18 protein-coding genes are annotated in these 20,523 nt (G+C 70.1%); 9 read left to right on the top strand and 9 right to left on the bottom strand.

What is annotated here, in order from left to right; translation table 11 throughout:
* Nucleotides 1–3: 3 nt before the first annotated feature.
* A complete protein-coding gene (locus tag Pka01_RS03280; RefSeq protein ID WP_203881049.1) occupies nt 4–3,288 on the bottom strand; it encodes a S8 family serine peptidase in 3,285 nt (1,094 codons plus the stop codon).
* Nucleotides 3,289–3,409: 121 nt separating this feature from the next.
* On the opposite strand from Pka01_RS03280, the gene Pka01_RS03275 reads away from it, so the two are divergent.
* Together Pka01_RS03275 and Pka01_RS03270 are read left to right on the top strand one after the other, a co-directional pair.
* Nucleotides 3,410–4,450: a helix-turn-helix domain-containing protein gene (locus Pka01_RS03275; RefSeq protein WP_203881048.1), complete on the top strand. Its 1,041-nt coding sequence runs from the start codon at nt 3,410–3,412 to the stop codon at nt 4,448–4,450.
* A gap of 118 nt (nt 4,451–4,568) precedes the next feature.
* Complete coding sequence (locus tag Pka01_RS03270) at nt 4,569–5,378, top strand: helix-turn-helix domain-containing protein (RefSeq protein WP_203881047.1); 810 nt, start codon at nt 4,569–4,571, stop codon at nt 5,376–5,378.
* A gap of 75 nt (nt 5,379–5,453) precedes the next feature.
* Here the strand turns inward: Pka01_RS03270 and Pka01_RS03265 are convergent, their stop codons facing one another.
* The 3 genes from Pka01_RS03265 to Pka01_RS03255 form a co-directional block, all read right to left on the bottom strand.
* Nucleotides 5,454–5,996, bottom strand: coding sequence for a GNAT family N-acetyltransferase (locus Pka01_RS03265; RefSeq protein ID WP_203881046.1), 543 nt, complete (start codon nt 5,994–5,996; stop codon nt 5,454–5,456).
* 73 nt (nt 5,997–6,069) lie between these two features.
* Nucleotides 6,070–6,498: a hypothetical protein gene (locus Pka01_RS03260; RefSeq protein WP_203881045.1), complete on the bottom strand. Its 429-nt coding sequence runs from the start codon at nt 6,496–6,498 to the stop codon at nt 6,070–6,072.
* A gap of 460 nt (nt 6,499–6,958) precedes the next feature.
* Nucleotides 6,959–7,915 (bottom strand): LysR family transcriptional regulator, encoded by a 957-nt coding sequence (locus tag Pka01_RS03255; RefSeq protein WP_203881044.1) that lies wholly within the window; start codon nt 7,913–7,915, stop codon nt 6,959–6,961.
* 122 nt (nt 7,916–8,037) lie between these two features.
* Here Pka01_RS03255 and Pka01_RS03250 point away from each other — a divergent pair, with 122 nt between their 5' ends.
* Nucleotides 8,038–9,285: an MFS transporter gene (locus Pka01_RS03250; RefSeq protein ID WP_239114698.1), complete on the top strand. Its 1,248-nt coding sequence runs from the start codon at nt 8,038–8,040 to the stop codon at nt 9,283–9,285.
* 39 nt (nt 9,286–9,324) lie between these two features.
* Here the strand turns inward: Pka01_RS03250 and Pka01_RS03245 are convergent, their stop codons facing one another.
* A complete protein-coding gene (locus Pka01_RS03245) occupies nt 9,325–10,083 on the bottom strand; it encodes an NAD(P)-dependent oxidoreductase (RefSeq protein WP_203881043.1) in 759 nt (252 codons plus the stop codon).
* Between the two features lie 85 nt (nt 10,084–10,168).
* On the opposite strand from Pka01_RS03245, the gene Pka01_RS03240 reads away from it, so the two are divergent.
* Together Pka01_RS03240 and Pka01_RS03235 are read left to right on the top strand one after the other, a co-directional pair.
* On the top strand, nt 10,169–10,843 hold the full coding sequence (locus Pka01_RS03240; RefSeq protein ID WP_203881042.1) for a TetR/AcrR family transcriptional regulator: 675 nt from the start codon (nt 10,169–10,171) through the stop codon (nt 10,841–10,843).
* A gap of 78 nt (nt 10,844–10,921) precedes the next feature.
* On the top strand, nt 10,922–11,344 hold the full coding sequence (locus tag Pka01_RS03235; protein WP_203881041.1) for a hypothetical protein: 423 nt from the start codon (nt 10,922–10,924) through the stop codon (nt 11,342–11,344).
* A gap of 75 nt (nt 11,345–11,419) precedes the next feature.
* Here the strand turns inward: Pka01_RS03235 and Pka01_RS03230 are convergent, their stop codons facing one another.
* On the bottom strand, nt 11,420–12,379 hold the full coding sequence (locus tag Pka01_RS03230) for an alpha/beta hydrolase (protein ID WP_203881040.1): 960 nt from the start codon (nt 12,377–12,379) through the stop codon (nt 11,420–11,422).
* Between the two features lie 271 nt (nt 12,380–12,650).
* On the opposite strand from Pka01_RS03230, the gene Pka01_RS03225 reads away from it, so the two are divergent.
* Nucleotides 12,651–13,265 carry a TetR/AcrR family transcriptional regulator gene (locus Pka01_RS03225; protein ID WP_203881039.1) on the top strand — a complete coding sequence of 205 codons (615 nt, stop codon included), beginning with the start codon at nt 12,651–12,653 and terminating at the stop codon, nt 13,263–13,265.
* A 142-nt stretch (nt 13,266–13,407) separates the two neighbouring features.
* Nucleotides 13,408–14,160: an oxidoreductase gene (locus tag Pka01_RS03220; protein ID WP_203881038.1), complete on the top strand. Its 753-nt coding sequence runs from the start codon at nt 13,408–13,410 to the stop codon at nt 14,158–14,160.
* 176 nt (nt 14,161–14,336) lie between these two features.
* Here Pka01_RS03220 and Pka01_RS03215 read toward each other — a convergent pair whose 3' ends face one another.
* Both Pka01_RS03215 and Pka01_RS03210 read right to left on the bottom strand, forming a co-directional pair.
* The gene (locus tag Pka01_RS03215) at nt 14,337–15,284 is read right to left on the bottom strand and encodes a helix-turn-helix domain-containing protein (protein ID WP_203881037.1); all 948 of its coding nucleotides are present in this window, start codon (nt 15,282–15,284) and stop codon (nt 14,337–14,339) included.
* A 65-nt stretch (nt 15,285–15,349) separates the two neighbouring features.
* Nucleotides 15,350–16,267, bottom strand: a complete 918-nt coding sequence (locus Pka01_RS03210; protein ID WP_203881036.1) for an NADPH:quinone oxidoreductase family protein — start codon at nt 16,265–16,267, stop codon at nt 15,350–15,352.
* Nucleotides 16,268–16,375: 108 nt separating this feature from the next.
* On the opposite strand from Pka01_RS03210, the gene Pka01_RS03205 reads away from it, so the two are divergent.
* The gene (locus tag Pka01_RS03205) at nt 16,376–17,383 is read left to right on the top strand and encodes a DUF3616 domain-containing protein (protein ID WP_203881035.1); all 1,008 of its coding nucleotides are present in this window, start codon (nt 16,376–16,378) and stop codon (nt 17,381–17,383) included.
* A 41-nt stretch (nt 17,384–17,424) separates the two neighbouring features.
* Here Pka01_RS03205 and Pka01_RS03200 read toward each other — a convergent pair whose 3' ends face one another.
* Nucleotides 17,425–18,414, bottom strand: a complete 990-nt coding sequence (locus Pka01_RS03200; RefSeq protein ID WP_239114697.1) for an asparaginase — start codon at nt 18,412–18,414, stop codon at nt 17,425–17,427.
* Between the two features lie 169 nt (nt 18,415–18,583).
* Here Pka01_RS03200 and Pka01_RS03195 point away from each other — a divergent pair, with 169 nt between their 5' ends.
* Entirely contained in the window at nt 18,584–20,482 is a 1,899-nt protein-coding gene (locus Pka01_RS03195; RefSeq protein ID WP_203881034.1) for a CehA/McbA family metallohydrolase, read from the top strand.
* Nucleotides 20,483–20,523: the final 41 nt, after the last annotated feature.

The following is a 20,523-nucleotide window of genomic DNA, read 5'->3' as shown; positions in this document are numbered from 1 at the left end:
GATTCACCTGATCGCGTAGGCCCTGGTGACGGTCTCGGCGAAGGTGTTGCCGGCGGTGTCGGCGGCCTTGACGCGCAACGAGGCGAACTTGCCGCGTGCGCCGGCCGGATGCCAGGTCTCGGCGGACCAGGCGCCCTTGCCCGTCGGGTGCACCAGCGTGGGGAGCCAGGTGCGGCCGTCGTCGTAGGAGATCTCCAGCGTGAGCGTGCTCACCTTCAGGTCGGGTGAGCCGTCCTGGCGCTGGATCCTGAGCGGGATGCTCATGTGGCCCGTCGCGGCGCGGTTGCGGTCGTCCAACTCCGGCTTGATCGCGACCGTCAGGAGCGGCAGCACCTGTCGCGTGCCCTTCTCGGGGGTCTTCGACCTGAACTGCCACTCGGCGCTGACCCGCGTGGAGAACGAGGTCATGGTCGGCGCGCGCTGGGCGGTCATGGTGTACCGGTACCTGCTCTCCTTCCCGTCGGCGGGCACCTCGATGTTGGGGTTGACGTAGTCGGCGGCGTAGATCTCCTTGCCGTCGCGGTAGAGCCTGGCCTGCGGCGCGAAGTAGTCGCCGACGGAGAACCGTCCGGGCACGCCGTCCTCGAACAGTCCGGTGGCGAACTGCAGCAGGTTGTCCTCACGCCAGGAGTAGTCGCCGTCGGGGTCCAGCGCGGCGCCGAAGACGCCGGTGTTCCACTCGTCCGAGGTCTTGACGCCGGGACGGTAGACGGTGGTCTGGCCGAAGAAGAACTGGTCCAGGTCGTTGAAGCCCTCCGGCGGCCACCGGTACTGGACGAACGACGGGTACCAGCCGGTGTCGCCGGGCGTGTAGTACTCGGTCCGGTGGAACGGGAGCGTGAACCGCGACACCTTGCCGTACGGCATCCAGGCCAGTTCGGTCCCGTACAGCACGGGCAGCGCGAAGTGCTCGCCGAACTTGGCGTCGTGCTGGGCGGCGTACGTCGAGTCGACCTGGGCGAGGTCGCGGCGGCGCGGGTGATAGCCGGGGTCGGCGGGGATGCGCGGCTCGGCCTTCATCAGGTGGTAGAAGTACGGGCTGTCGTCGTAGGTGCCGTCGCCCTTCGGCTTGGCCCACTGCGTCCACCTGTAGAAGGCGAACTTCTTGCTCGCGGTGCGGGCCGTGGGGATGGCCTTGACGCCTTCGACGCGGTCCGCGCCCCACATGCCGGCCAGATCGACGTCCACCCCGAGGGGCTGGTGATCGTCGACCAGCTGGAGCATGCCGAGCATGCCGACCGCGAGCCGTGCCGTCGGCTCCTCCGTGCGCACGTCCACCGGCTTGGCCTTGCGCGCGTCGGAGGCGAAGGTGCGGTCGGCCTGGAGCGTGAACTCCGGGTCGGCGGCCATCACCACGCCGCCGTCCCGGTCGGCCAGCAGCGTGACGACCGTGTAGCGGTGCCCCTTCTCCAGCCTGAGCTCCAGCGCGCCGCTTGAGACGTCGTAGTTGCGCTGCTCCTCGGTTTCGAGGTCGATCACCCCGGCGAAGGCGGCCTGGGCGGGTTCGCCGTCCGAGCCGGTGAAGGTGAGCCTGAGCCCGCGCTTCTCCGGTTCGACCTGCATGCCGATGCCGGTGCGCACGGAGACACCGGCGCCGGTGGCGATGACCGTGCCGCTGAACAGGCCGGTCACGCCCGGCTCTGCGGTCGCCTTGACCTGCGCCGTGCCGTGCGCGGGCACCTGCACCGCGGTGGCGCTGAGCGTGAACGGCGTCACCGTTTCGCCGTGGCCGTCCTTGGCCGTCACGCTCAGGTCCAGGTGGACGGCGGCGTCGCCGTCGTTGCGGTAGGTGAGGGTGCGTGTGACGGGGGAGGGCTGGGGCAGCTCGAGGTATCCCATGCTCAGCGCGGTGGGCTCGGCCGTGACCTGCTGGGTGACGGCGCGGGCGATGTCGACGCGGCCGGAGCCCTGGACGTAGGCGCCGAGTTCGTCGCCGGGCGCGGTGGAGGCCATCAGGGCCGCCTTGATCTGGTCGGCCTTCCAGTCGGGGTGCATGCCGGCGACGATCGCCGCCGCTCCCGTCACGTGGGGGGTGGCCATGGACGTCCCGCTCATCTCCGTGTAGGAGTCGTCCACCGGTGCGCCGGCGAAGGTGCCCGCCGCCCTGCCGGCGACGATGCCCACGCCGGGCGCGATCAGGTCCGGCTTGACCGCGCCGTCGCCGGGCCGGGGCCCGGTGCTGCTGAACTGGGCGACGGTGTCGGCGTCCCGGTAGGAGGCGCCGACCGACAGGGCGCGGTCCGCGCTGCCCGGCGAGCCGAGCGTCTGGGGGCCGTCGTTGCCCGCCGCGATGACGAACAGCGTGCCGTACTTCTCCGACAGCGTGTCGACGGCCTGCTCCGTCGGGTCCACGCCGGGGGTGTCGGGCTCGCCGAGGCTGAGGTTGGCGACACGGGCGCCGTTCTCCGCCGCCCAGGTCATGCCTTCGATGATGGCCGAGTCCGAGCAGCTTCCGCCCTGGTCGCAGATCTTGCCGATCAGGAGCTTCGCGCCGGGCGCGACGCCCTTGTACCTGCCGCCCGAGGCCGCGCCGGATCCGGCGACCGTGGTGGCGACGTGGGTGCCGTGGCCGTGCAGGTCGCGGACGTCGGGCTCGGAGGTGAAGTTCGCGGAGCCGGCCACCAGACCCCGCAGGTCCGGGTGGTCGGGATCGTAGCCGGTGTCGAGCACCGCGACCGTGACGTCCTCGCCGGTGTGGCCGGCCGCCCAGGCCTGGGGCGCGCCGATGTGCGGGACGCTGACGTCGAGGGACACCTTGGCCTTGCCGTCCAGCCAGATCTTCTCGGGCGCTGCCGCGGCTCTGGCCTGGGCGGTCAGCGATTTCCACAGCGTGCCCGCGCTCGCGTGCGGCTCGCTCTGGGCGATCCCGTTGATCGCGGGCAGCGGGCGCCCGCCCGCGACGCGCAGCGCGGAAACGTCGTCGGGGTAGGTCACGATCAGCGGGAGCGCCTTGCTGGCGGCGTCGTCGTAGCCGAGGGCGGCGAGCTTGGTGACGTTGAACAGCCGGGGGTCCAGCGTGCCCGCGGACAGAAGGGGCATCGCGTCCACGGGGACGACGCTCAGCCCTTCCCCGCTTCTGCGGTGGATGAAGTTGATCTTTTCTCTGCCGGGGGCCGGTGCGATGTCGAGCCGGGTCTGTCCGTCGGGAAGCGGCCGGAGGGTGACCCTGTCCCCGGTGATCAAGGTGATCGTCTTGGGCGGGCCCGCGGGGGTGGCCTGTCCCGTCTGGGGGGATGCGGGGGTCGTCTGGGCGGGAAGGGCTGTCGCTTGCGCCGGCGTAGCGGTCACTACCAGGGCCGCTATCACAATGCCGACAAGGGGGGTTCTCTGCAGCACAACCCGATTTCTAACTGCGTGTGAATTTTGGTGACAAGGTGGTTGGTGTGGCCTATTGCGGCAGCCGCCGGAAATGGCCAAGATCGTGGGCGTGCTCGACGACGGACCGGCGCTGGAAGTCGTGGGTATCAGCGCGTTCGAAGAGCGGATCTACCGCGCGGTGCTCGCCTCTCCCGGCATCACGGTGCAGGAACTGGTCAAGAGAAGCGGGGAGAGCTCGGGCCGCATCCAGTCCGCGCTGATCAGACTCCGCGCCAAAGGCATGGTCAGCCGGCTGTGGGGACGGTCACCCCGCTGGGCCGCGACGGACCCGGGGACCGCGATCCGCTCCCTGGTGCGCGGCCTGCAGAGCGACCTCGACCGGCTCACCGACACGGCCGACGCGCTGGAGGCCGTCTACCGCCGGCTCGGCCAGGGCCCGGAGGAGGCCGGCCAGTTCGAGGTCCTGGCCGGGTCCGAGGAGCTCGCCCGTTGGTTCGTCCGGCTCCAACTGGAGGCCACGGACGAGGTGCTGACCTTCGACCGGCCGCCGTACGTGCTGGACTATCGCAACCCGCTGCAGGGTGAGCGCCTCCGTGACGGCGTGCGGTACCGGACCATCTACGCCCCGGAGGCGTTCAAGCACGCGGGAGCGCTCGACGAACTGGACAACGTGCTCAAGGCGGGCGAGGAGGCCCGGGTTCTGCCCGGGCTGCCGTTCAAGATGGTGCTCGCCGACCGGCGGCGGGCCATCATGCCGCTGCACCTGGATCCGCCACTGACCCGCAGCGTGCTGATCAGCGGATCCACCATGGTGGTCGCACTGGCCGAGCTGTTCGAACGTCTTTGGCAGGAAGCGGTCCCGATGCGCCCGCAGTCCGCGCCCCGTGACTGCGCGCAGGACCGCGCAGGCGAACCCGCCGAGGGCGAGGCGCAGGAGGGGACGGAGCTCGCCCCGGAGGATCGCCGGCTCCTGGCCCTGCTGTCGGCCGGGCTCAAGGACGACGCCATCGCCCGCCAGCTCGGCGTCAGCCCGCGCAGCCTCCGCCGCCGCCTGCGTCATCTGCTGGACGAGCTGAACGCCGAGACCCGCTTCGAGGCGGGAGCCCAAGCCGTACGCCGGGGTCTCGTATGACGTCCTCGCGGAGTGCGGCGCTGCGATCGCCGCGTCGGCGGCCGGTGGTCGCGTGGGCGGGCGAAGGGGGGTGTCGCACGGTCACCCTACGGGAGCTGCACCGACTTATCGTGACGACATGGACAGCGGCAATCTGCTCGGTGATTTCCTTCGCGCCCGGCGCGAGGCTCTGGGCCCCTTCCGGGCCGGTGGCGCCCACACGACGACGCGCCGGGGGAGGGAGGAGGTCGCCATGCTGGCCGGAGTCAGCACCGACTTCTACGTACGGCTGGAGGAGGGCACCCAACGTCCGTCGGAACGGGTTCTGGACTCCCTGGTCCGCGTCCTCGACCTGAACCCCGGCGCGACGAGGCGCCTGTGGGAGGTCGCCCGTCCGCTGCTTCCCGTGCCGCCGGAGCCGCGCGGGCGCGAGCAGGCGGACCAGCGCCTGCAACGTCTGATCGACACCTGGTACGAGGTGCCCGTCCTGTGCTGCGACCAGCTGATGAACGTACGGGCCGCCAACGATCTCGGCGCTGCCCTCCTGGACGGGTTGCAACACGCGGACAACCTGTTCAAGCTGGCCTTCATGGATCCGGCGGCGACGGACTTCTTCACCGAGTGGCCGCACATCGCCGGTGCCGCGGCGGATCGCCTGCACTCCATCGAGTTGCGGGCCGACCACACCGACCTGGCCGCGCTGGTCGCGGAGCTGTCCGAGGCGAGCAGTGACTTCCGCCGGATGTGGGCGGGGCACGACCTGTCCTCCGACGCTCACCGCGTCAAGCGCCTGCGCCACCCCGAGGTCGGAAGACTCACCCTCTTCTGCGAGGTGCTCGACGTCGCGCGCCTGCCGGGGCACAGCCTTCTCGTCCTGCAGCCCGAGCCCGGCAGCCCTTCCGAGGGCGCGCTGGCGCTTCTGGGCAGTCTCGTCGCCACCCAGGGCTGACCGACGTCCGTGGGCGCCCACCCCGAGGCCACGGCGGCGACGCCGCGACGGTGATCGGAACCCTCGGGCGGCAGCCTAGCCCTGCGGGTCCGGCTTCCAGTCCTGGACGAGGAGCCCGAGCAGCACCTCGTCGAGGAACTCGCCCATCACCCAGGCCGAGGAGCGCAGCACGCCCTCGCGGACGAAGCCGTTGCGCTCGGCGGAGCGCAGCATCGCGGCGTTGTCCGACAGCGTCTCGATCTGCAGCCGCTGCAGGCCGCGGACGACGAAACCGTAGTGGGACAGCACCGCGACCACGTCGGTGCCGTAGCCCTTGCCGCGGGCGGACGGCAGCAGGCCCAGCCCGATGTGCGCGGACCGGTTGTGGTTGTCGATGCCCCACAGCGTCGCGGTGCCGACCAGCGTGCCGCCGTCCAGCTCCACCACGGAGAACGGGACGTGCCCTTGCTCCTTGTCGTCCACCACGAGCTGCGAGTCCTTCGAGCCGGGCGTGATCGGCCGCCACGGCTGACCATTGGCCCGCGAGTGGGTGACCACGTCGTCGTAGAGCTCGGCCTGCAGGACCGGAATGTCGTCCTCGTGCCGGGCCCTGAGCCCGACCTTGCTACCCCTCAGCATGCAAGATTCCTATCCGACCGGGCTGTCGGGCGGCAAACCGATAAGAACCCCTAGCTGGCGACGCCTCCAACGCTCATTGCGTTGGAACCTCTTGGGCGGCTGCTGAGACGTAGGCGACCGGGCCGCCGGACGTGGATTCGAGGCGGGTTCCCAGGAGCAGGCCGGCGATTCGCAGGTCGTCTGCCGTGCCGGTCGTGACCATGTTGACGGCCGTGTCGAGGTCGCCGATGTAGCCGGCGAGCCTCGCGTCGAAGCGATGGCGCACCAGTCCATTGCCGGTCGATCTGGAGTCCCAGCCGCCCAGGCCTGTCAACACGGCGACGACGAACCCCCCGAGGGTCACCGGAAGAACGCCGGATTGGGCGATCCTTTTCGGCGCTCCGACCCACCAGCCACGCAGGGCCTCCAACAGGTCCTCGGGTGGCATGTCGGCATGAAAGCCGATGAAGCGGCGCTTGGCTTCCGGGTCAGGCGCTGCCACGCCGACGCGTAAAACAGCCATCGAGATGTCGCCGCCCGTTGCGGGGAGTATGTGATGAAGGGGCGCGGGAGCGAGCCGCGATCCGTCGGGCCACGTCCGAAGGAATGACCAGTTTGCCGCCGTGTGATTCGGCCGCAGGGATGAGACCTGCGGAGACGATCTTCTGGAGTCCGGTGAACGAGAGGCCGAAGTGGACGGCCGCCTGTCGCGGAGTGAGAAAGGTCATCGGTTTCTCCGTCTTCCGGTCTCACTGGATTTCGATTGCCGTGCGGATGATCTTAGTCAGATTGCCCCATTTCTGACCTCACGATCAAAAGGCGCATTCATTCGGAGAGAGGCCAGAATGGGTACGGCTCTGCCGAGATCTTTCGGCGACAGCCAGGTGGGACCTGCTGATGACGTGTTCGGGCGACGTGCGGAGCGAACCGATCGTGGTGCCCATGAGGGGCGTCCAGCACCGTGAGATCGTCATGAATCAGGATCAGGTGATGTCTCCGTCGTGGTGACGTGGGGTCGCGGCCCAGGACGGGAACCATGTCGTCTCGGGGAGCGGGGGCAGGCTTCCGAAGTGGTCGATGATCGCCCGTAGTCCTGGGTGCGGATTGGTGCCGGGCAGGATGAGCGAGATCGGGTAGGCGATCGTCGGGTTCACGATCGGGATGCGGCGCAGGTCGTAGCTCGTCGGCCAGACGTACCGGTCGCGCGCGCCGACGAGCGTGGCCACGTCTGCGGAGTCCGCCAGGGTGTCGAGGAGCACCTCGTTGCCGAAGTTCGGGCCGGCGGCGTCGACGCGGAGATCGAATTCGGTGGTGAGCTGATCGTAGAACTCGGCCCATTCGCTTCGTGGCGCGATGCCAGGCACCCAGATCCGGTGCCTGCGCAGTTGGGACGGCGTCAGTGCTCGTGCGGAGGCGAGTGGATGGCGGGGGCCGACGACGAGTTCCAGCGGAGAGTCGAACGCGCGGATCATCCGCAGGTCGCGCGGCAGCGCGCCGTGGTCGGTGACCGTGCGGAACGTGGCGTCGACGTCGCCCGCCTGGACGGCGGCGACCGCCACGCGCGGGTCATCGACCCTGAGGGTCACCACGTCGAGTTGGGTTTCCGGATGTGACCGCCAATAGTCGTGCAGGATCACGGCCTGCGCGGATCGGAGGCCGAGGACGTCGATCCGAAGGGCCCGTGAGCCCGGTCTGATCGCGGTGATGGCGCGATCGACACCCACGACGATGTTCCGGGCGTGCGGGAGGAACGCCTGTCCGTCGAGCGTGAGCTCGACCCCTCGGGCGGTGCGGGTGAACAGGCGGACGCAGAGCTGGCGCTCGAGCGCGGCGATCCGCTTGGAGACCGCTTGCTGCGTCACGCCGAGCTCGTCCGCCGCCTGTTGCAGCTGTCCGAGCTCGGCGGCGCGGACGAATGATCGCACCGCCTCGGTATCCACTGATCCAGCTTATGGGTGCACAACCGTTGGTTGTGGAGCACAGGCGGCCGGTTGTTTGATCCCGCGCCGGGGCGGCTGGTGTGATTCACCGGTCCGAACATGGGTTGTCGCGAAGGAGTCGCATGCGCGTGCGGTTGGGACGCGGTTTCGGTTGGCTGTGGTCGGCCTACGCGGTGAGCACCTACGGCACGTGGATCGCTTTCGGAGCGTTCCCGCTGATCGCGGTGCGAGTGCTGCACTCGTCGGCATTCGCCGTCTCACTCCTGGAGGCCGCCGGCCTCGCCGTCGCGGCGGTCGTCGCGGTCCCGCTCGGTCCGTGGATCGAGCACCGGGCCAAGCGCCCGGTGATGATCCGGATGGACCTGGTCCGCTTCCTGGCCATGGCCAGCGTCCCCATCGCGTACCTCCTCGGTCTGCTGTCCTACGTCCAACTCCTCGTTGTCTCAGTCATCTCGGGAACGGCGAGCATCGTGTTCACCGCCGCCTCCGGCGCGTACCTGAAGCACCTCGTCCGCGCCGATCATCTGCTCACCGCGAACGGGAGATTCGAGGGCACGACCTGGGTGGCCACCGCGGCGGGACCGCCGCTCGGCGGTGCGCTCATCGGGTTGCTCGGCCCGGTCGTCACCGTTGCGGCGGACGCCCTCAGCTACCTGCTCTCCGCGTTCGGGGTCCGCCAGATCCGTGGAGCAGACGTCGCGGTGTTCCGTGACCCCGCGACCAGGTTGCGCGCCGCCGACTTCCTGGCCGGTTGGCGGTTCATCTTCCACGACCGGGTGATGCGGCGACTGTTCCTCAACCAGATGACCGTCAACGGCCTGATCATGGCCACCGGCCCGCTCCTGGCCGTCCTCCTTCTCGGCCAGTACCACTTACCGGCCTGGCAATACGGCCTCGCTTTCGGCATCCCGGCACTCGGGGGCTTCGCCGGCGCCCGCCTGTCCGCGCGCCTCGTCGCCCGCTTCGGGCGGCACCGCGTCATGCTCGTCACCGGCTGGCTGCGCTCGATCTTCCCGCTCGGCCTCGCCTTCACCCGTCCCGGTGTCCCCGGCCTTCTCACCGTGATCGTCGTGGAGGGCCTGCTGATCGTCTGCATGGGCGTTTTCAACCCCATCGGCGCGACAGAACGCCTGCAACGCGCTCCCGCCGATCACGTCGCCCAGGTCCTCAGCGCATGGAGCATCAGCAGCAAACTCGCCCAGGCCTCCCTCATGATGATCTGGGGTGTGATCGCGACACTCACCGGCCCGCTCGCCGCGATCATCGTCTCCGGCATCCTCCTGCTCGGCACACCCCTCCTGCTGCCCAGGCAGGCGCACATGCCCGACCCGGTGGCGGCACCACCGTTCGAAGACGTCCGATCCGCATGACTCACCGCGACGGCCCGAGCGGAAATGGTTTCGCGGTGCTCACTCAGGGGGGTCGCCAGCGGATGTGGCCGGGTTCCCGGCGGCCTCGGGGGATGGGCCGTCGCCGGCGTGGGTCTGCGCGCTGGGGGTGAGGCGGCCGACGATCGCCGGTGCCTCGTGGACGAGCGTGTCGTCGGTGAGGGCCTCGACCATGAACAGGGCGAAATCCACGCGTCGGGTCAGGTTGCTCGCGAGCACCGGGTCGCCGATGTGGCGACTCCACACGGGCAGACCCTGGCTCGGTCCCTCCTCGAGATCGCTGCCGCGGACGACGGTCCACCGCCTGTCGCTGGCGAAGATCCGCCGGCACGCCTCCACCTGGTCGTCGACCTCGACGGCGCGCACGAGGCGGCCGAGCCGGGCGGCGATCCGCACGGCCGCCTTGAACCTCCAGGAGTACCGGTCCGCGCCGTCCCGGGCGATGTGCCAGCCGCATGAGAAGACCAGGCGCGCGCTCGGGTCGGCGTGGTCGAGCACCGCCTGCGCCGTGCCCGATGAGTACTGCCGCACGCCCCAGGGGACCAGCACGGTCAGTACGCCGTCGCATCCGGCGACCGCCGTGCGGATCACATCGCGGTCGTTCGTCGGGCCGGGGACGATCGTGATCCGGTCGGCGAACGGGGCGAGCTTCGGGACGCTGCGTTCGCGGCACACTCCGACGACGTCGTAGCCCCGGTCCAGTGCGTGCCGAACCATGTACCGCCCGAGCTTTCCCGAGGCGCCGACGATGCAGACCTTCCGCGTCCGGTCCGTGCTCATGTCCGCTCCCACCCTCCGGCTTACGCTGTAAGTACTGTACACTTACAGCGTAAGTCCGCCAAGCCGGCAACAGGAGGAAGCACCCATGCGCGAGCGCGGCACCGGCCGGCGCGCGAGTCCGACCCGGGCGCCGCTCAGCCGGGAACGCGTGGTCACCGCCGCTGTGACGCTGGCCGACGAGAAGGGCGAAGCCGGGGTCACCATGCGGGCGATCGCCGCCAGGCTGGGCGTCGAGGCGATGTCGCTCTACAACCACGTGACCGGCAGGGACGACATCCTCGACGGGATGGTCGACGCCGTGTTCGACGAGATCGACCTTGCGGCGCCGACCACGGACTGGAAGGCGGCCATGCACGACCGTGCCGCCTCCTCGCGCACGGTGCTTCTGCGCCATCCCTGGGCCGTCGGCCTGATGGACTCTCGCAGCCGACCGGGCCCGGCGACCCTGCGCCATCACGACGCCGTCCTGGGCATCCTGCGAGCGGGCGGCTTCTCCGTCGCAGGGGCCGCGCACGCCATCCTGGTGATCGACAGCTATCTCTACGGCTTCGTGCTGCAGGAGCTGAGCCTGCCGTTCACGAGCCGCGCCGAACTCGACGAGGTCGCGGAAGGAATCGTGCGCGACCTGCCGGCCGACGCCTACCCACATCTCGTGGAGGTCATCACCGAGCACGCCCGTCGGCCTGGCTATGACTACACCGACGAGTTCGAACGCGGCCTGTCCCTGATCCTCGACGCGCTGCGCCCCGACGAGGTCTAGCCCGGCCGCGCTGGAGTGCCGCCCGGAGCGTCGCCGTTCGGAACGCTTCGATGACGAGTGCGGCATAGGCTGCCGATCATGGCCGTGCCGACTGGGACCTTTCGTTTCTTCCCCGAGCCTCGTCCCGGTGTAGGTGCCGGCGCATGGGCGAATGACCTGGAAGAACAATTGGTGGCGCTGGCGGGTGAGCATGGCTTCCGGCCGTCGCATGCGACCAGGAGCGAGCTTGAGCTGGTGGACCCGGTTCGGCGCCGGATCGTCTACCTCAACCGCAGGAGACTGCGGGTCAGGACCATCGCGGTGATCGTGCCGCCGTGGTCGGAGGTGGATGAGCTGCGCGCGATCCACGGGGTGAGCTTCCGCGGGGGCTTCTTCCACAGTTCCAACCTGCGGACGTTTCCCAGACGCGTGAACGACGGAATCGGCGAGATCCCCTACGGATATTCGATGGTGTGCGCCGACGCCGGCGCCTTCAGCCGCCTTCTTGATCGATGCCGATGATCGCTCGGGGCGGGCCCGGCGATGCCCGCCCAGGTCGGATGTCGCCGGATCGGCGTCGTCTATCCGAGGGAACGACTACGGCGCCGTACGGAGCAGCCGGCGTACGGCCTCGATCCTGTCGGCGATCATCCGGGCTCCGATGGCGGTGCCGGGGATGATGTGCGCGACGTGGAACGCCTCGCTGTAGTGGTGCAGTTCCGTGGGCACGCCGGCCTGCATGAGGAGACAGGCGTAGTCGATGCCCTCGTCCCGGGTGGGGTCGACCTGGTAGGCGGCCGCCCACGCCGGGGGGAGCCCGACGAGGTCCTGCACCCGGGCGCGGGCCGGGGCGGCGTGGACCGGCACGTCCCCGCTTCCCGGCTCGGCGGTTCCCCGGAGGTAATGGCGCCAGCCGTGCGCGGAGTTCATGGCCTGCCAGGTCGGCGTGTCGGGAAGGTCGCGCATCGACGGGGTGTCCATCCGGTCGTCGACCGTCGGAGCGTCGAGGAACTGGGCGATCAGGCGCGGCCCGCCGCGGTCACGGGCGAGCAGGGCCAACGCGGCGGCCAGGCCGCCTCCGGCGCTCTCCCCGAGCACGCCGATCCTGCCGGGGTCCACGCCGACGTCCGCGCCTTCGGCGCTCAGCCATTCCAGCGCCGCGTAGCAGTCCTCCAGGCCCGAGGGGTAGGGGTGTTCGGGAGCCAGCCGGTAGGCCACCGTCACCACGACGACGCCCGCGCGGTCGGCGATCAGCCGAGCCGGGGGGTCGATCAGGTCCAGGCCGCCCATGACGTACGCGCCGCCGTGCAGGTACAGCAGGGCGGGAAGCGGTTCGACGCGGTCGGCGGGCGAGTACACCCGGACGGCGACGTCGGGGGCCTGCTGCGGACCGGGGACGAGCAGGTCCTTCACGGCCAACGCGGTCGAAGAGTCGTACGCCGGCACGTGCGCGGCGAACCGCCGCTCGATCTCACGGGCACCCGCCAGGTCGGCCAGGTCCAGGCGTGGAAAGCCGGCGGCGACGGCAGCGAGTTCGGGGTCGAGGATGTCTGTCATCGGAGTCTCCGTCATTCCACAAATGATGATCTTCGTCGCTTCGGCGTCCGCGTCACACGCGGCCATGCTGGGGCGTCAGGAGATGGCCGCCCGTGCCGGGTCCGGCGTTCGCCGACAATTCGACCAGCGCGGCACCCGGTCGCGGTACGACGATTCCTGCTGTCCAGGCGTACTTTTCTGCACGGATCAGAGGAGAGGGCCCACCACACGTCGTCGTGCTGGTGCCGATCGAGCAGTGGAGTGCCCATGCCAGACTTCGTAGGCTGTGGGCATGCCCATCAAGCCAGGAACGATGACCGCCAAGGGGCAGGAGACCAGGCAGCGCATCGTGGCCGCCGCTGCCCAGTTGATGTTCGAGCGCGGCGTGGCCGACACCACCATCGAGGATGTCCGGACGCTCGCCCAGGTGAGCAACTCGCAGGTCTACCACTACTTCGCAGACAAGACCGCACTGGTGCGTGCGGTGATCGAGTACCAGACGGACGCCGTCATCGAGCCCCAGGAGCAGCTCTTCGCCCGGCTGGACACCTTGGACGGCCTGCGCGAGTGGCGTAACTTCGCAGTCGCCCGCCAGCGCGAACTCAACTGCCGCGGCGGCTGCCCGATCGCCTCGCTGACCAGCCAACTCGCCGAGCACGACGAGGCGGCGCGGCTCCAGCTCTCCCACAGCTTCGCGCGCTGGTCGGCCGGCCTCCGTTCGGGACTTGCCGCCATGCACGCAGCCGGCAGGTTGCATCCCGACGCCGACCCCGAGGCGCTGGCCCTGTCACTCCTGGCCTCGCTGCAGGGCGGGATGCTGATAACACAGCTCAACCGCGACACCAGGCCTCTTGAGGTGGCGCTCGACTCCACGCTTGCCTACATCGAGTCGCTGACCGTGCCGTAGGCATCCCTCGGACGCTCCGGCTCGTCGGCTGAGGATTGGCATTGCGATGCCAATCCTCGCGAGCAATTCTGGATCGCGCATGCCAGTACTCGGCATTGCTCACCGATCAGAGGATCGGCGTCACGTCCAGGAAGGCAAGACCATGTACATCCCCACCACCCCCGTCCCCGGAGAGTTCGCCGGGCGGCGAGCGCTCGTCACCGGCGGCTCGCGAGGGGTCGGAGCCGCCATCGCCCAGCGTCTGATCAGTGGCGGCGCCACCGTCGTCACCAGCGCCAGAAGCTCGCACGACGAAACCCCCACGGACTCCACGTTCATCAGTGCGGACATCCGGACGGACGACGGCGCACGCCAGTTGGTCGACGCCGCCCATGAGGCACTCGGCGGACTGGACATCCTGGTGAACAACGCAGGAGCCGCACGCGCGCACTTCGGCCGGATCCCCGACGCGGAATGGGAAGACTCCCTCGCCATCAACTTCCTGTCCGCGGTGCGCGTGACAAACGCGGCTCTACCGGCGCTGCAGCAGGCCGACAGGGCCACCATCATCAACATCTCAAGCGGCGTCGCCGCCAATCCGCCCGCGCCCATGCTCCACTACGGAGCCGCCAAGGCCGCACTGGCCAGCTGGTCGAAGGGCCTGGCCGCTCAGCTCGCCCCGGCCGGCATACGAGTCAACGTCATCACGCTCGGCATGGTGGCCACGCCCGGCGGCACCGAGCTGCTGCAGTCGGTGATGGAAGCCATGGGAGCCGGTGTGGAACAGGCATACTCCGCCATTCCTATGGGACGGGTAGGCGACCCCCGAGACGTGGCCGAGGCTGTTGCGTTCCTCGCCTCCGACCGAGCGCAGTGGATCGCCGGGGCCGATCTCCATGCCAACGGAGGAGCTTGATTCCCATCCCGTTCGTCCGTCGACCCACCGCGGAGCGGCGGCGGTCTGCTGGGCCTGCCTGGGTCGACGGCGGGCGGGATGGACACCCCGGTATCCGGCGGCGGCTGCCCATCCCTGTACGTGGCCGCCCGTGCCCTCGGGACGCGGCCCGGCACCCGATCGTCGAACGAAGGACCTCACGGGGTGCCCGGGCCGAGGGTCCGGTGCTCGTGCCGCCACCGTGCGGGCGTCATCCCGAACTGCCGCTGGAACGCCCGCTCGAACGTCCTCAGCTCACCCAGTCCCACGGCGGCGCCGATGTCCGACACCGGGCGGGCGTCGTGCTTCGGATCCGACAACATCGCCCGTGCCCGCAGCAGCCGCTGCTCCCGGATGTAGGCGCCCGGTGTGACCCCGATCCGGCCGAACAGCACGTGAGCGTGCCGGACCGAGACGTGATGGCGGCGTGCCAGTTCCGCCACGGTGAGACGAGGGTCGGCGAGGTGATCGCGGACATGGCCGCGCATCAACCCGAGCAGCACCTCACCCGCGCTCTGCTCTCCCGGGACCGCGGGGACCGCGCCGCGCAGGGCCATCGCGAGCAGTTCGATCGCCGCGAGGCCGGCGTCGTGGCGCTGCTCGCCGGAGAGGTCACCGGCGAGCAGGTGCAGCTGGCCCATGTACCCGGACAGCAGGCGCATGCCCGGTGAGCGCGGGTCCACGCGCCTCGCGCACCCTTCGGTGATCTCGGCCGGGCGCATCGGCAATAGGTGTCGGGGGAACTGCATCAGGAGGCTGTGGACATCCGTCACGATGTCCAGGTCCCACGCGCTGCGCCCCTCGTACAGGACACCGGCGCCCGGGCCCAGCTCGGCGGTCCGCTCATGCTGGAGCAGCCGGCCGGAGCCGGCGAGATGGACGCAGAAGAGCAGCAGGTCGTCCCGCCCCGAGTCCGCGGCCATCCGTACGGTCTGGAACGTCCGCAGCGCCGTCGTCCGGGCCTCCGAGAGCGAGACGGCGTCGCCCAGAGTCTGCAGGGCCAGCCGCCCACGGAAGTCGGCCCGCGGCTCGGCGATCACCGGCAGGTAGCTCTGACCGGCCGCCTGTTGCAACTCCTCCGCGGACCGCAGGCTGTGGACGTGCACCGCACCAGGGTAACCAGGCGCGATGTGCCTCTCACCTGGGCACTCGTCCTGCGAAGCGGCGTCGCTCACTCATCGGGGATGAGCACGATCTTCCCGGTGACCCGGCGGTTGAGCAGGTCGTCCATCGCCTGCCCCGCCTCCGCCAGCGGCCTGGTCCGCGGGGGAACGGGGTCGATCCCGGGCATCGAGAACAGCTGTTCCAGCATGGCCCGGTTCTCGGCTGCGTTGCTCATCGACCAAGCGCCCCAGTCGACGCCGACCACCGCGCGATTGCGCAGCAGAACCTGGTTGGCGGGCAGTCGCGGGATGTCGCCGGCGGCGAAGCCGACGACCACGAGGCGCCCGCCTTCGCGGAGCCCGCGCAGCGCCTGCTCCGACAACGTCCCGCCCACCGGGTCGACCGCCACGTCCACCCCCCACCGCCTTGCCGCGTCCTTCAGCCCTTCGTAGCCGATGACCTCGTCCGCCCCCGCCTGCGCTGCGCGTTCGCGCTTGTCCGCGGTAGAGGCGGCCGCAAGGACCTCGGCGCCCAGTGCTCTGGCCACCTGGATCGCGGCCAGCCCGACACCGCCGCCGGCGCCCAGCACCAGCACCCGCTCGCCGCGGCGCAACCCGGCGCGCCGCTCCAGCGCGTACATGGCCGTGCAGTGGCTTTGCGCGAACGCGGCCGCCCGCACCGGGTCGAGCCTGTCGGGCAGCGGTACGGCCTGCGCCGCCGGCACGAGCACATGGGTGGCGAACCCGCCGAGCCCGGTGATCGCCAGGACCCTGGAGCCGTCGGGAAGCCGTCCCGCCACCTCGAAGCCCGGAGTGAACGGCAGGGGCGGCTTGATCTGGTAGCCGCCGCGTGCCATCAGACCGTCGACGTAGTTGACGCCGGCCGCCTCGACCTCGACCACGACCTGGCCGGGTCCGGGGACCGGATCGGGCAGTTCGACCAGCTCGACCGGCTTGCCGTACTCGGTGCAGACGATGGCCCTCATGAGGGCAGCTTCGTCGACCGAACATCATTCTGGCAAGGTCGGGCCGGATTCATGCGAGCGGGAGCCGGAGCCGCTCACTTCTGGGGAGCGGAGGTCATGATGGGAGGGGTGCATGTCGAAGACCGGATGGAGCTCCGCTTCCACGAAGGCGCCCAGAGCGCAGGCACTCATGAGAATCTGTCGGCCATCCGCCAGGACGGGCCGTACCTGTGGATCGCGGGCGACGAGACGGCGACGATCGAGCGGCTGACGTCACGTGACGGCGTCTACGACGACCAGCGGACCTTCGACCTGGCCGATTTCGTGGATCTGCCGGCCGGGCGGGACGCGGAGGCCGACATCGAGGGGCTGGCGAGAACCGACGGCTGGTTGTGGGCGGTCGGTTCGCACAGCCTCAAGCGCAGGCGGCTGAAGCCCGGCCACTCCGCCGACAAGGCCCGCAGGAGACTGGCCACGGTGCTCCGCGAGGAGAACCGGTTCGTGCTCGTGCGCCTGCCGCTCCGGGACGGCGTGCCGGTGCGCGCGGACGGCCGGCGCCGGGCCGCCGTCCTCTCCGGCGACGACAACCTCGCCGACATGCTCTCCGGCGATCCTCATCTGGCGCCGTTCCTGAAACTGCCGGGCAAGGACAACGGCCTGGACATCGAGGGCATCGCCGCCCGACCCGACGAGCACGGCGACAGGCTCTATGTCGGGCTCAGGGGGCCGGTCCTGCGCGGCTGGGCCGTGCTGCTGGAGATCCGGCCGGCGACCCACCCGCGTGACCCGTCCCGGCTCAGGCTGGCGGAGCCGTACCGGACGCACTTTCTCGACCTGGACGGCCTGGGCGTCCGCGACCTGTGCCCGTACGGCGACGACCTGCTCATCCTCACCGGCCCGAGCATGGACCTCGACGGCCCGGTACGGGTCGTGCGCTGGCGGAACGGCTCCACGGGCGGCGTGGTCGCCGCCACGGACCTGGAAACGGTGACCGAGCTTCCGTACGGGCGGGGCGAGGACCATCCCGAGGGCCTGGCCGTACTGGACGACGGCCGGCTGATCGTGGTCTACGACAGCCCGTCCCCGGAGAGGCGGACCGCGGCGGGCGTCTACGCCGACCTCATCCGCCTCGACTGATTCACCGGACAGCGAGTCGTCTGACGGCGCGATGTCCATGGCTACGCGTGGGCGGCTCCCGATCGGGTGAAGGTCTCCTCGACCTCGCCCCGGGAGGCGCCGGCCGTCAACAGGGCCGTGAGGAGGATGCGGGCCTTGTAGGGGTGGAGGAAGCCCGCGCTGATCAGTCCGCGGTTGAGCAGGTCGCTTTCCGAGCCGGCGTAGCCGTAGGTGTGGGTGAGCACTGATCCGGCCCCGGTGCGAGAGGTCAGGACGACGGGCATGCGTTCGGCGAGGAAGGTCAGTGCGTCCACGTAGGCGGCGGGGACGTGGCCGACGCCCATCGCGGCGACCACCAGGCCGTCGCATCCGTTCGCGAGAGGACGCAGGTTCTCACCGTCGTCGCCGAAAGCGGCGGTGACCAGGGCGACCCTGGCGAAACGCGCCTGCGCCGGCAGACGCATCGTGACTCGTTCGCGTGAACCGGTCAGGAACCGCGGCCTGCCTTCCACCACATGGCCGACGACCCCGCCGTTGGGCGAAGCGAACGTGCTCACGCTGGTGCTGTGCGTCTTACGGACACGGGACGCGGCGTGGATCTCGTCGGCGAACACGACAAGGCAACCGAGATCGCGAGCCGCGGGGTCGGCCGCGACCTGGATCGCGGCGAGAACGTTGGCCGGCCCGTCAGGCCCGGCCAGGGCGGCGTTGCGCATCGCACCGGTCACGACGACCGGAGCCCGCCCCGTGTGGAGCAGGTCGAGGAGGTAGGCGGTCTCCTCGATGGTGTCGGTTCCCTGGGTGACGACGACGCCGTCCGCGTCGCTGTCGTGGATCACGGCGGCCAGTGCGCGGATGTCGTCGAAGCTGAGAGACGCGCCCGGCACCTGACGGAAGTCTCTCACCTCGATCTCGAGGTCGAGTTCGGCGAGCCCGGGCACCGTCGCCAGGAGCTGGCCTCCGCTCAGCGTGGGTACGACGCCTCCGCCCTCCGCACCAGGGGTCATCGCGATGGTGCCGCCCAGTGAGAAGACCGTGATCTGGGTGGACACATGCCCGCCTTTCCAGGTCGTGGACCGTTGCCGCCGAGCGTATGGCCTGCGAAGGCCGCAGACACACGTGCGCCGGCCGTCGGCCCAGACGCCGCGCATGTTCCCTTTCGTGTCCGACGTGCTTCTCTCTAGCGTCGTGTCCTCTTCATTCAGTTACGACATTTTTGTCATGATTCACATCAACTGGATGGAGCAGAGCGGGATGAGTCCGGTATCACGGCGCGATCTGTTGAAGGCGACTGCGGCGGTCACCGCCATTGGAGCCGGGCGTCTCGCGCTAGGGCCCCAGCCCGCGCTCGCCGCCGACACCACAGGCACGCCACTCGCTCGTCCGATCTCGATGGCGATGCACATCCACGCCTCCTGGAGTGAGGGCGCCGGCACCATGCAGGGCCACCTCGAGCAGGCGACTCGCGCCGGCATCGACGTGATGTGGTGGACCGAGCACGACTTCCGGATGGCCGAGCACGGCTACCCCGGCGTGCTCCACATGAACGGTCCATCGGAGCAGGTGAACGGCGTGGCGTGCTCCTGGGCCGAGGAGCGCGAAGGGACCCTGGCGTCGTCGCAGGTGCTCTGGGACAAGACGATGGCCTCACCCGGGGACGCCTCCGCGCCTGGTTCGGTGCGGCTGTCGGCGACCTCCGCGGGCCGCGACGCGGCGGCGGTGCGCATCTCGGGGAGCGCCACGAACACGGTCCTGCAGCGGTCGCTGTACGACCAGACCATCGAGGTCGACGTCTTCCCCGCCGAGGTGTCGCCGCACGCCTACCTCGCCGTGGAGGTCACCACGAGCTGGAGGCCGGCGACGGCGGGCCGGCCCGCCGGTCAGTACACGCTGACCTACATCGTGGACGGCACCCAGGGCAAGTCCCGCAAGTGCACGGGGCTGAACGCCGTGGTGCACCTGCCCGCCAGGCAAGGTCGGTGGAACACGCTGCGGATGTCTCCAGCGGAGGACATCGCGCGATTCTGGCCGGACCTGGAAAGCCGCGACGCCGCGATGCTGGACCTGACCCTGGGCGCGGTCAGCGAGAAGGAGCGTCTCGCCGACGGATGGTTCGACCTGCTGCGCATCTCCCGCCCGGCACGCTCGGACGACGCCGTCCTGCAGGTACAGGCGGCCCTCATGGCCGGCTACTCCGCGAAGTTCCCCGCGGTGCGCCAGTACCAGGGCCTCGAGGTCTCCCTCGTCAAGCCCACGCACGTCAACTGGTTCGGCCCCAAGATCACCATGCCGACCTTCGCCAAGCCTACGCCGACCGCCGACCCCGACCCCGCCGCCGGGCTCGCCGTCGTCTCGATGATCCAGTCGATGGGTGGCCTCGCCTCCTACAATCACCCTTTCGGCACCTCCACCCCGGCCAACCTCCCGCCCGCCCAGCAGGACGCGATGCGCGCCTCGGTTGCCAAGACCGTTCTCGCCGACCGGGCCATGGGCTGCGACATCCTCGAGGTCGGCTACCCCAGCCGCGGCGGGGTCGACCTCGACCGGCACTCGCAGCTGTGGGACGTCTGCTCCCGTAACGGGATCTTCCTCACCGGCACCGGCGTCAGCGACGACCACTCCGGCCAGGACTGGCTCGGCCAGAAGTCCAACTTCGTCACGTGGGCGCACGCGCCCAGCCGTGAGCTGGCCGACCTGCTCGCCGGCCTCTCGGCGGGCCGGGTCTACTTCGGCGACCCCGCGCGTTTCTCGGGCGTCATCGACCTGCAGGTCGATGGAGCCGCACCCATGGGGTCCGTCACCGTCTCCACCGCCGCCACCCGCACCGTCCGCGCCATCCTCACCGGCCTTCCGGCCGACAGCGTCGTGCGCATCGTGCAGGGAACGGTCGACCTCGCCGGACCGTCGAAGCCCGAACCCGGCACCACGTTCACCGAGATGCCGTCGGCCGCGTGGGCCGCTCAGGGATTCGTCGACGTACCCGTCAACACCTCCGCGCCCCGGTTCGTGCGGGTGGAGGTGCGGGATCGTGCGGGGGCCGTACTCGCTCTCTCCAACCCCGTCTGGCTGCTCCGCGACATCCCGGAAGGAGGGATCCCCGCGGCACGCCGCATGCGCTGAAGGGTCATGCGGTTTTCGCGGGCGGCGTGGGTGTGCTCGGC

Source organism: Planotetraspora kaengkrachanensis (genome assembly GCF_016862895.1).
GTDB lineage: Bacteria > Actinomycetota > Actinomycetes > Streptosporangiales > Streptosporangiaceae > Planotetraspora > Planotetraspora kaengkrachanensis.
The sequence above is the reverse complement of the archived record's forward strand: the minus strand, read 5'-3'. Positions and strand labels throughout refer to the sequence as shown.

Coding starts and splice junctions, on each gene's coding strand:
- Pka01_RS03250 (WP_239114698.1), top strand. CDS start 8,038: ATGCGCGTGCGGTTGGGACGCGGTTTCGGTTGGCTGTGGTCGGCCTAC.
- Pka01_RS03270 (WP_203881047.1), top strand. CDS start 4,569: ATGGACAGCGGCAATCTGCTCGGTGATTTCCTTCGCGCCCGGCGCGAG.
- Pka01_RS03260 (WP_203881045.1), bottom strand. CDS start 6,498: ATGGCTGTTTTACGCGTCGGCGTGGCAGCGCCTGACCCGGAAGCCAAG.
- Pka01_RS03245 (WP_203881043.1), bottom strand. CDS start 10,083: ATGAGCACGGACCGGACGCGGAAGGTCTGCATCGTCGGCGCCTCGGGA.
- Pka01_RS03225 (WP_203881039.1), top strand. CDS start 12,651: ATGCCCATCAAGCCAGGAACGATGACCGCCAAGGGGCAGGAGACCAGG.
- Pka01_RS03210 (WP_203881036.1), bottom strand. CDS start 16,267: ATGAGGGCCATCGTCTGCACCGAGTACGGCAAGCCGGTCGAGCTGGTC.
- Pka01_RS03265 (WP_203881046.1), bottom strand. CDS start 5,996: ATGCTGAGGGGTAGCAAGGTCGGGCTCAGGGCCCGGCACGAGGACGAC.
- Pka01_RS03275 (WP_203881048.1), top strand. CDS start 3,410: ATGGCCAAGATCGTGGGCGTGCTCGACGACGGACCGGCGCTGGAAGTC.
- Pka01_RS03235 (WP_203881041.1), top strand. CDS start 10,922: ATGGCCGTGCCGACTGGGACCTTTCGTTTCTTCCCCGAGCCTCGTCCC.
- Pka01_RS03195 (WP_203881034.1), top strand. CDS start 18,584: ATGATTCACATCAACTGGATGGAGCAGAGCGGGATGAGTCCGGTATCA.
- Pka01_RS03230 (WP_203881040.1), bottom strand. CDS start 12,379: ATGACAGACATCCTCGACCCCGAACTCGCTGCCGTCGCCGCCGGCTTT.
- Pka01_RS03220 (WP_203881038.1), top strand. CDS start 13,408: ATGTACATCCCCACCACCCCCGTCCCCGGAGAGTTCGCCGGGCGGCGA.
- Pka01_RS03240 (WP_203881042.1), top strand. CDS start 10,169: ATGCGCGAGCGCGGCACCGGCCGGCGCGCGAGTCCGACCCGGGCGCCG.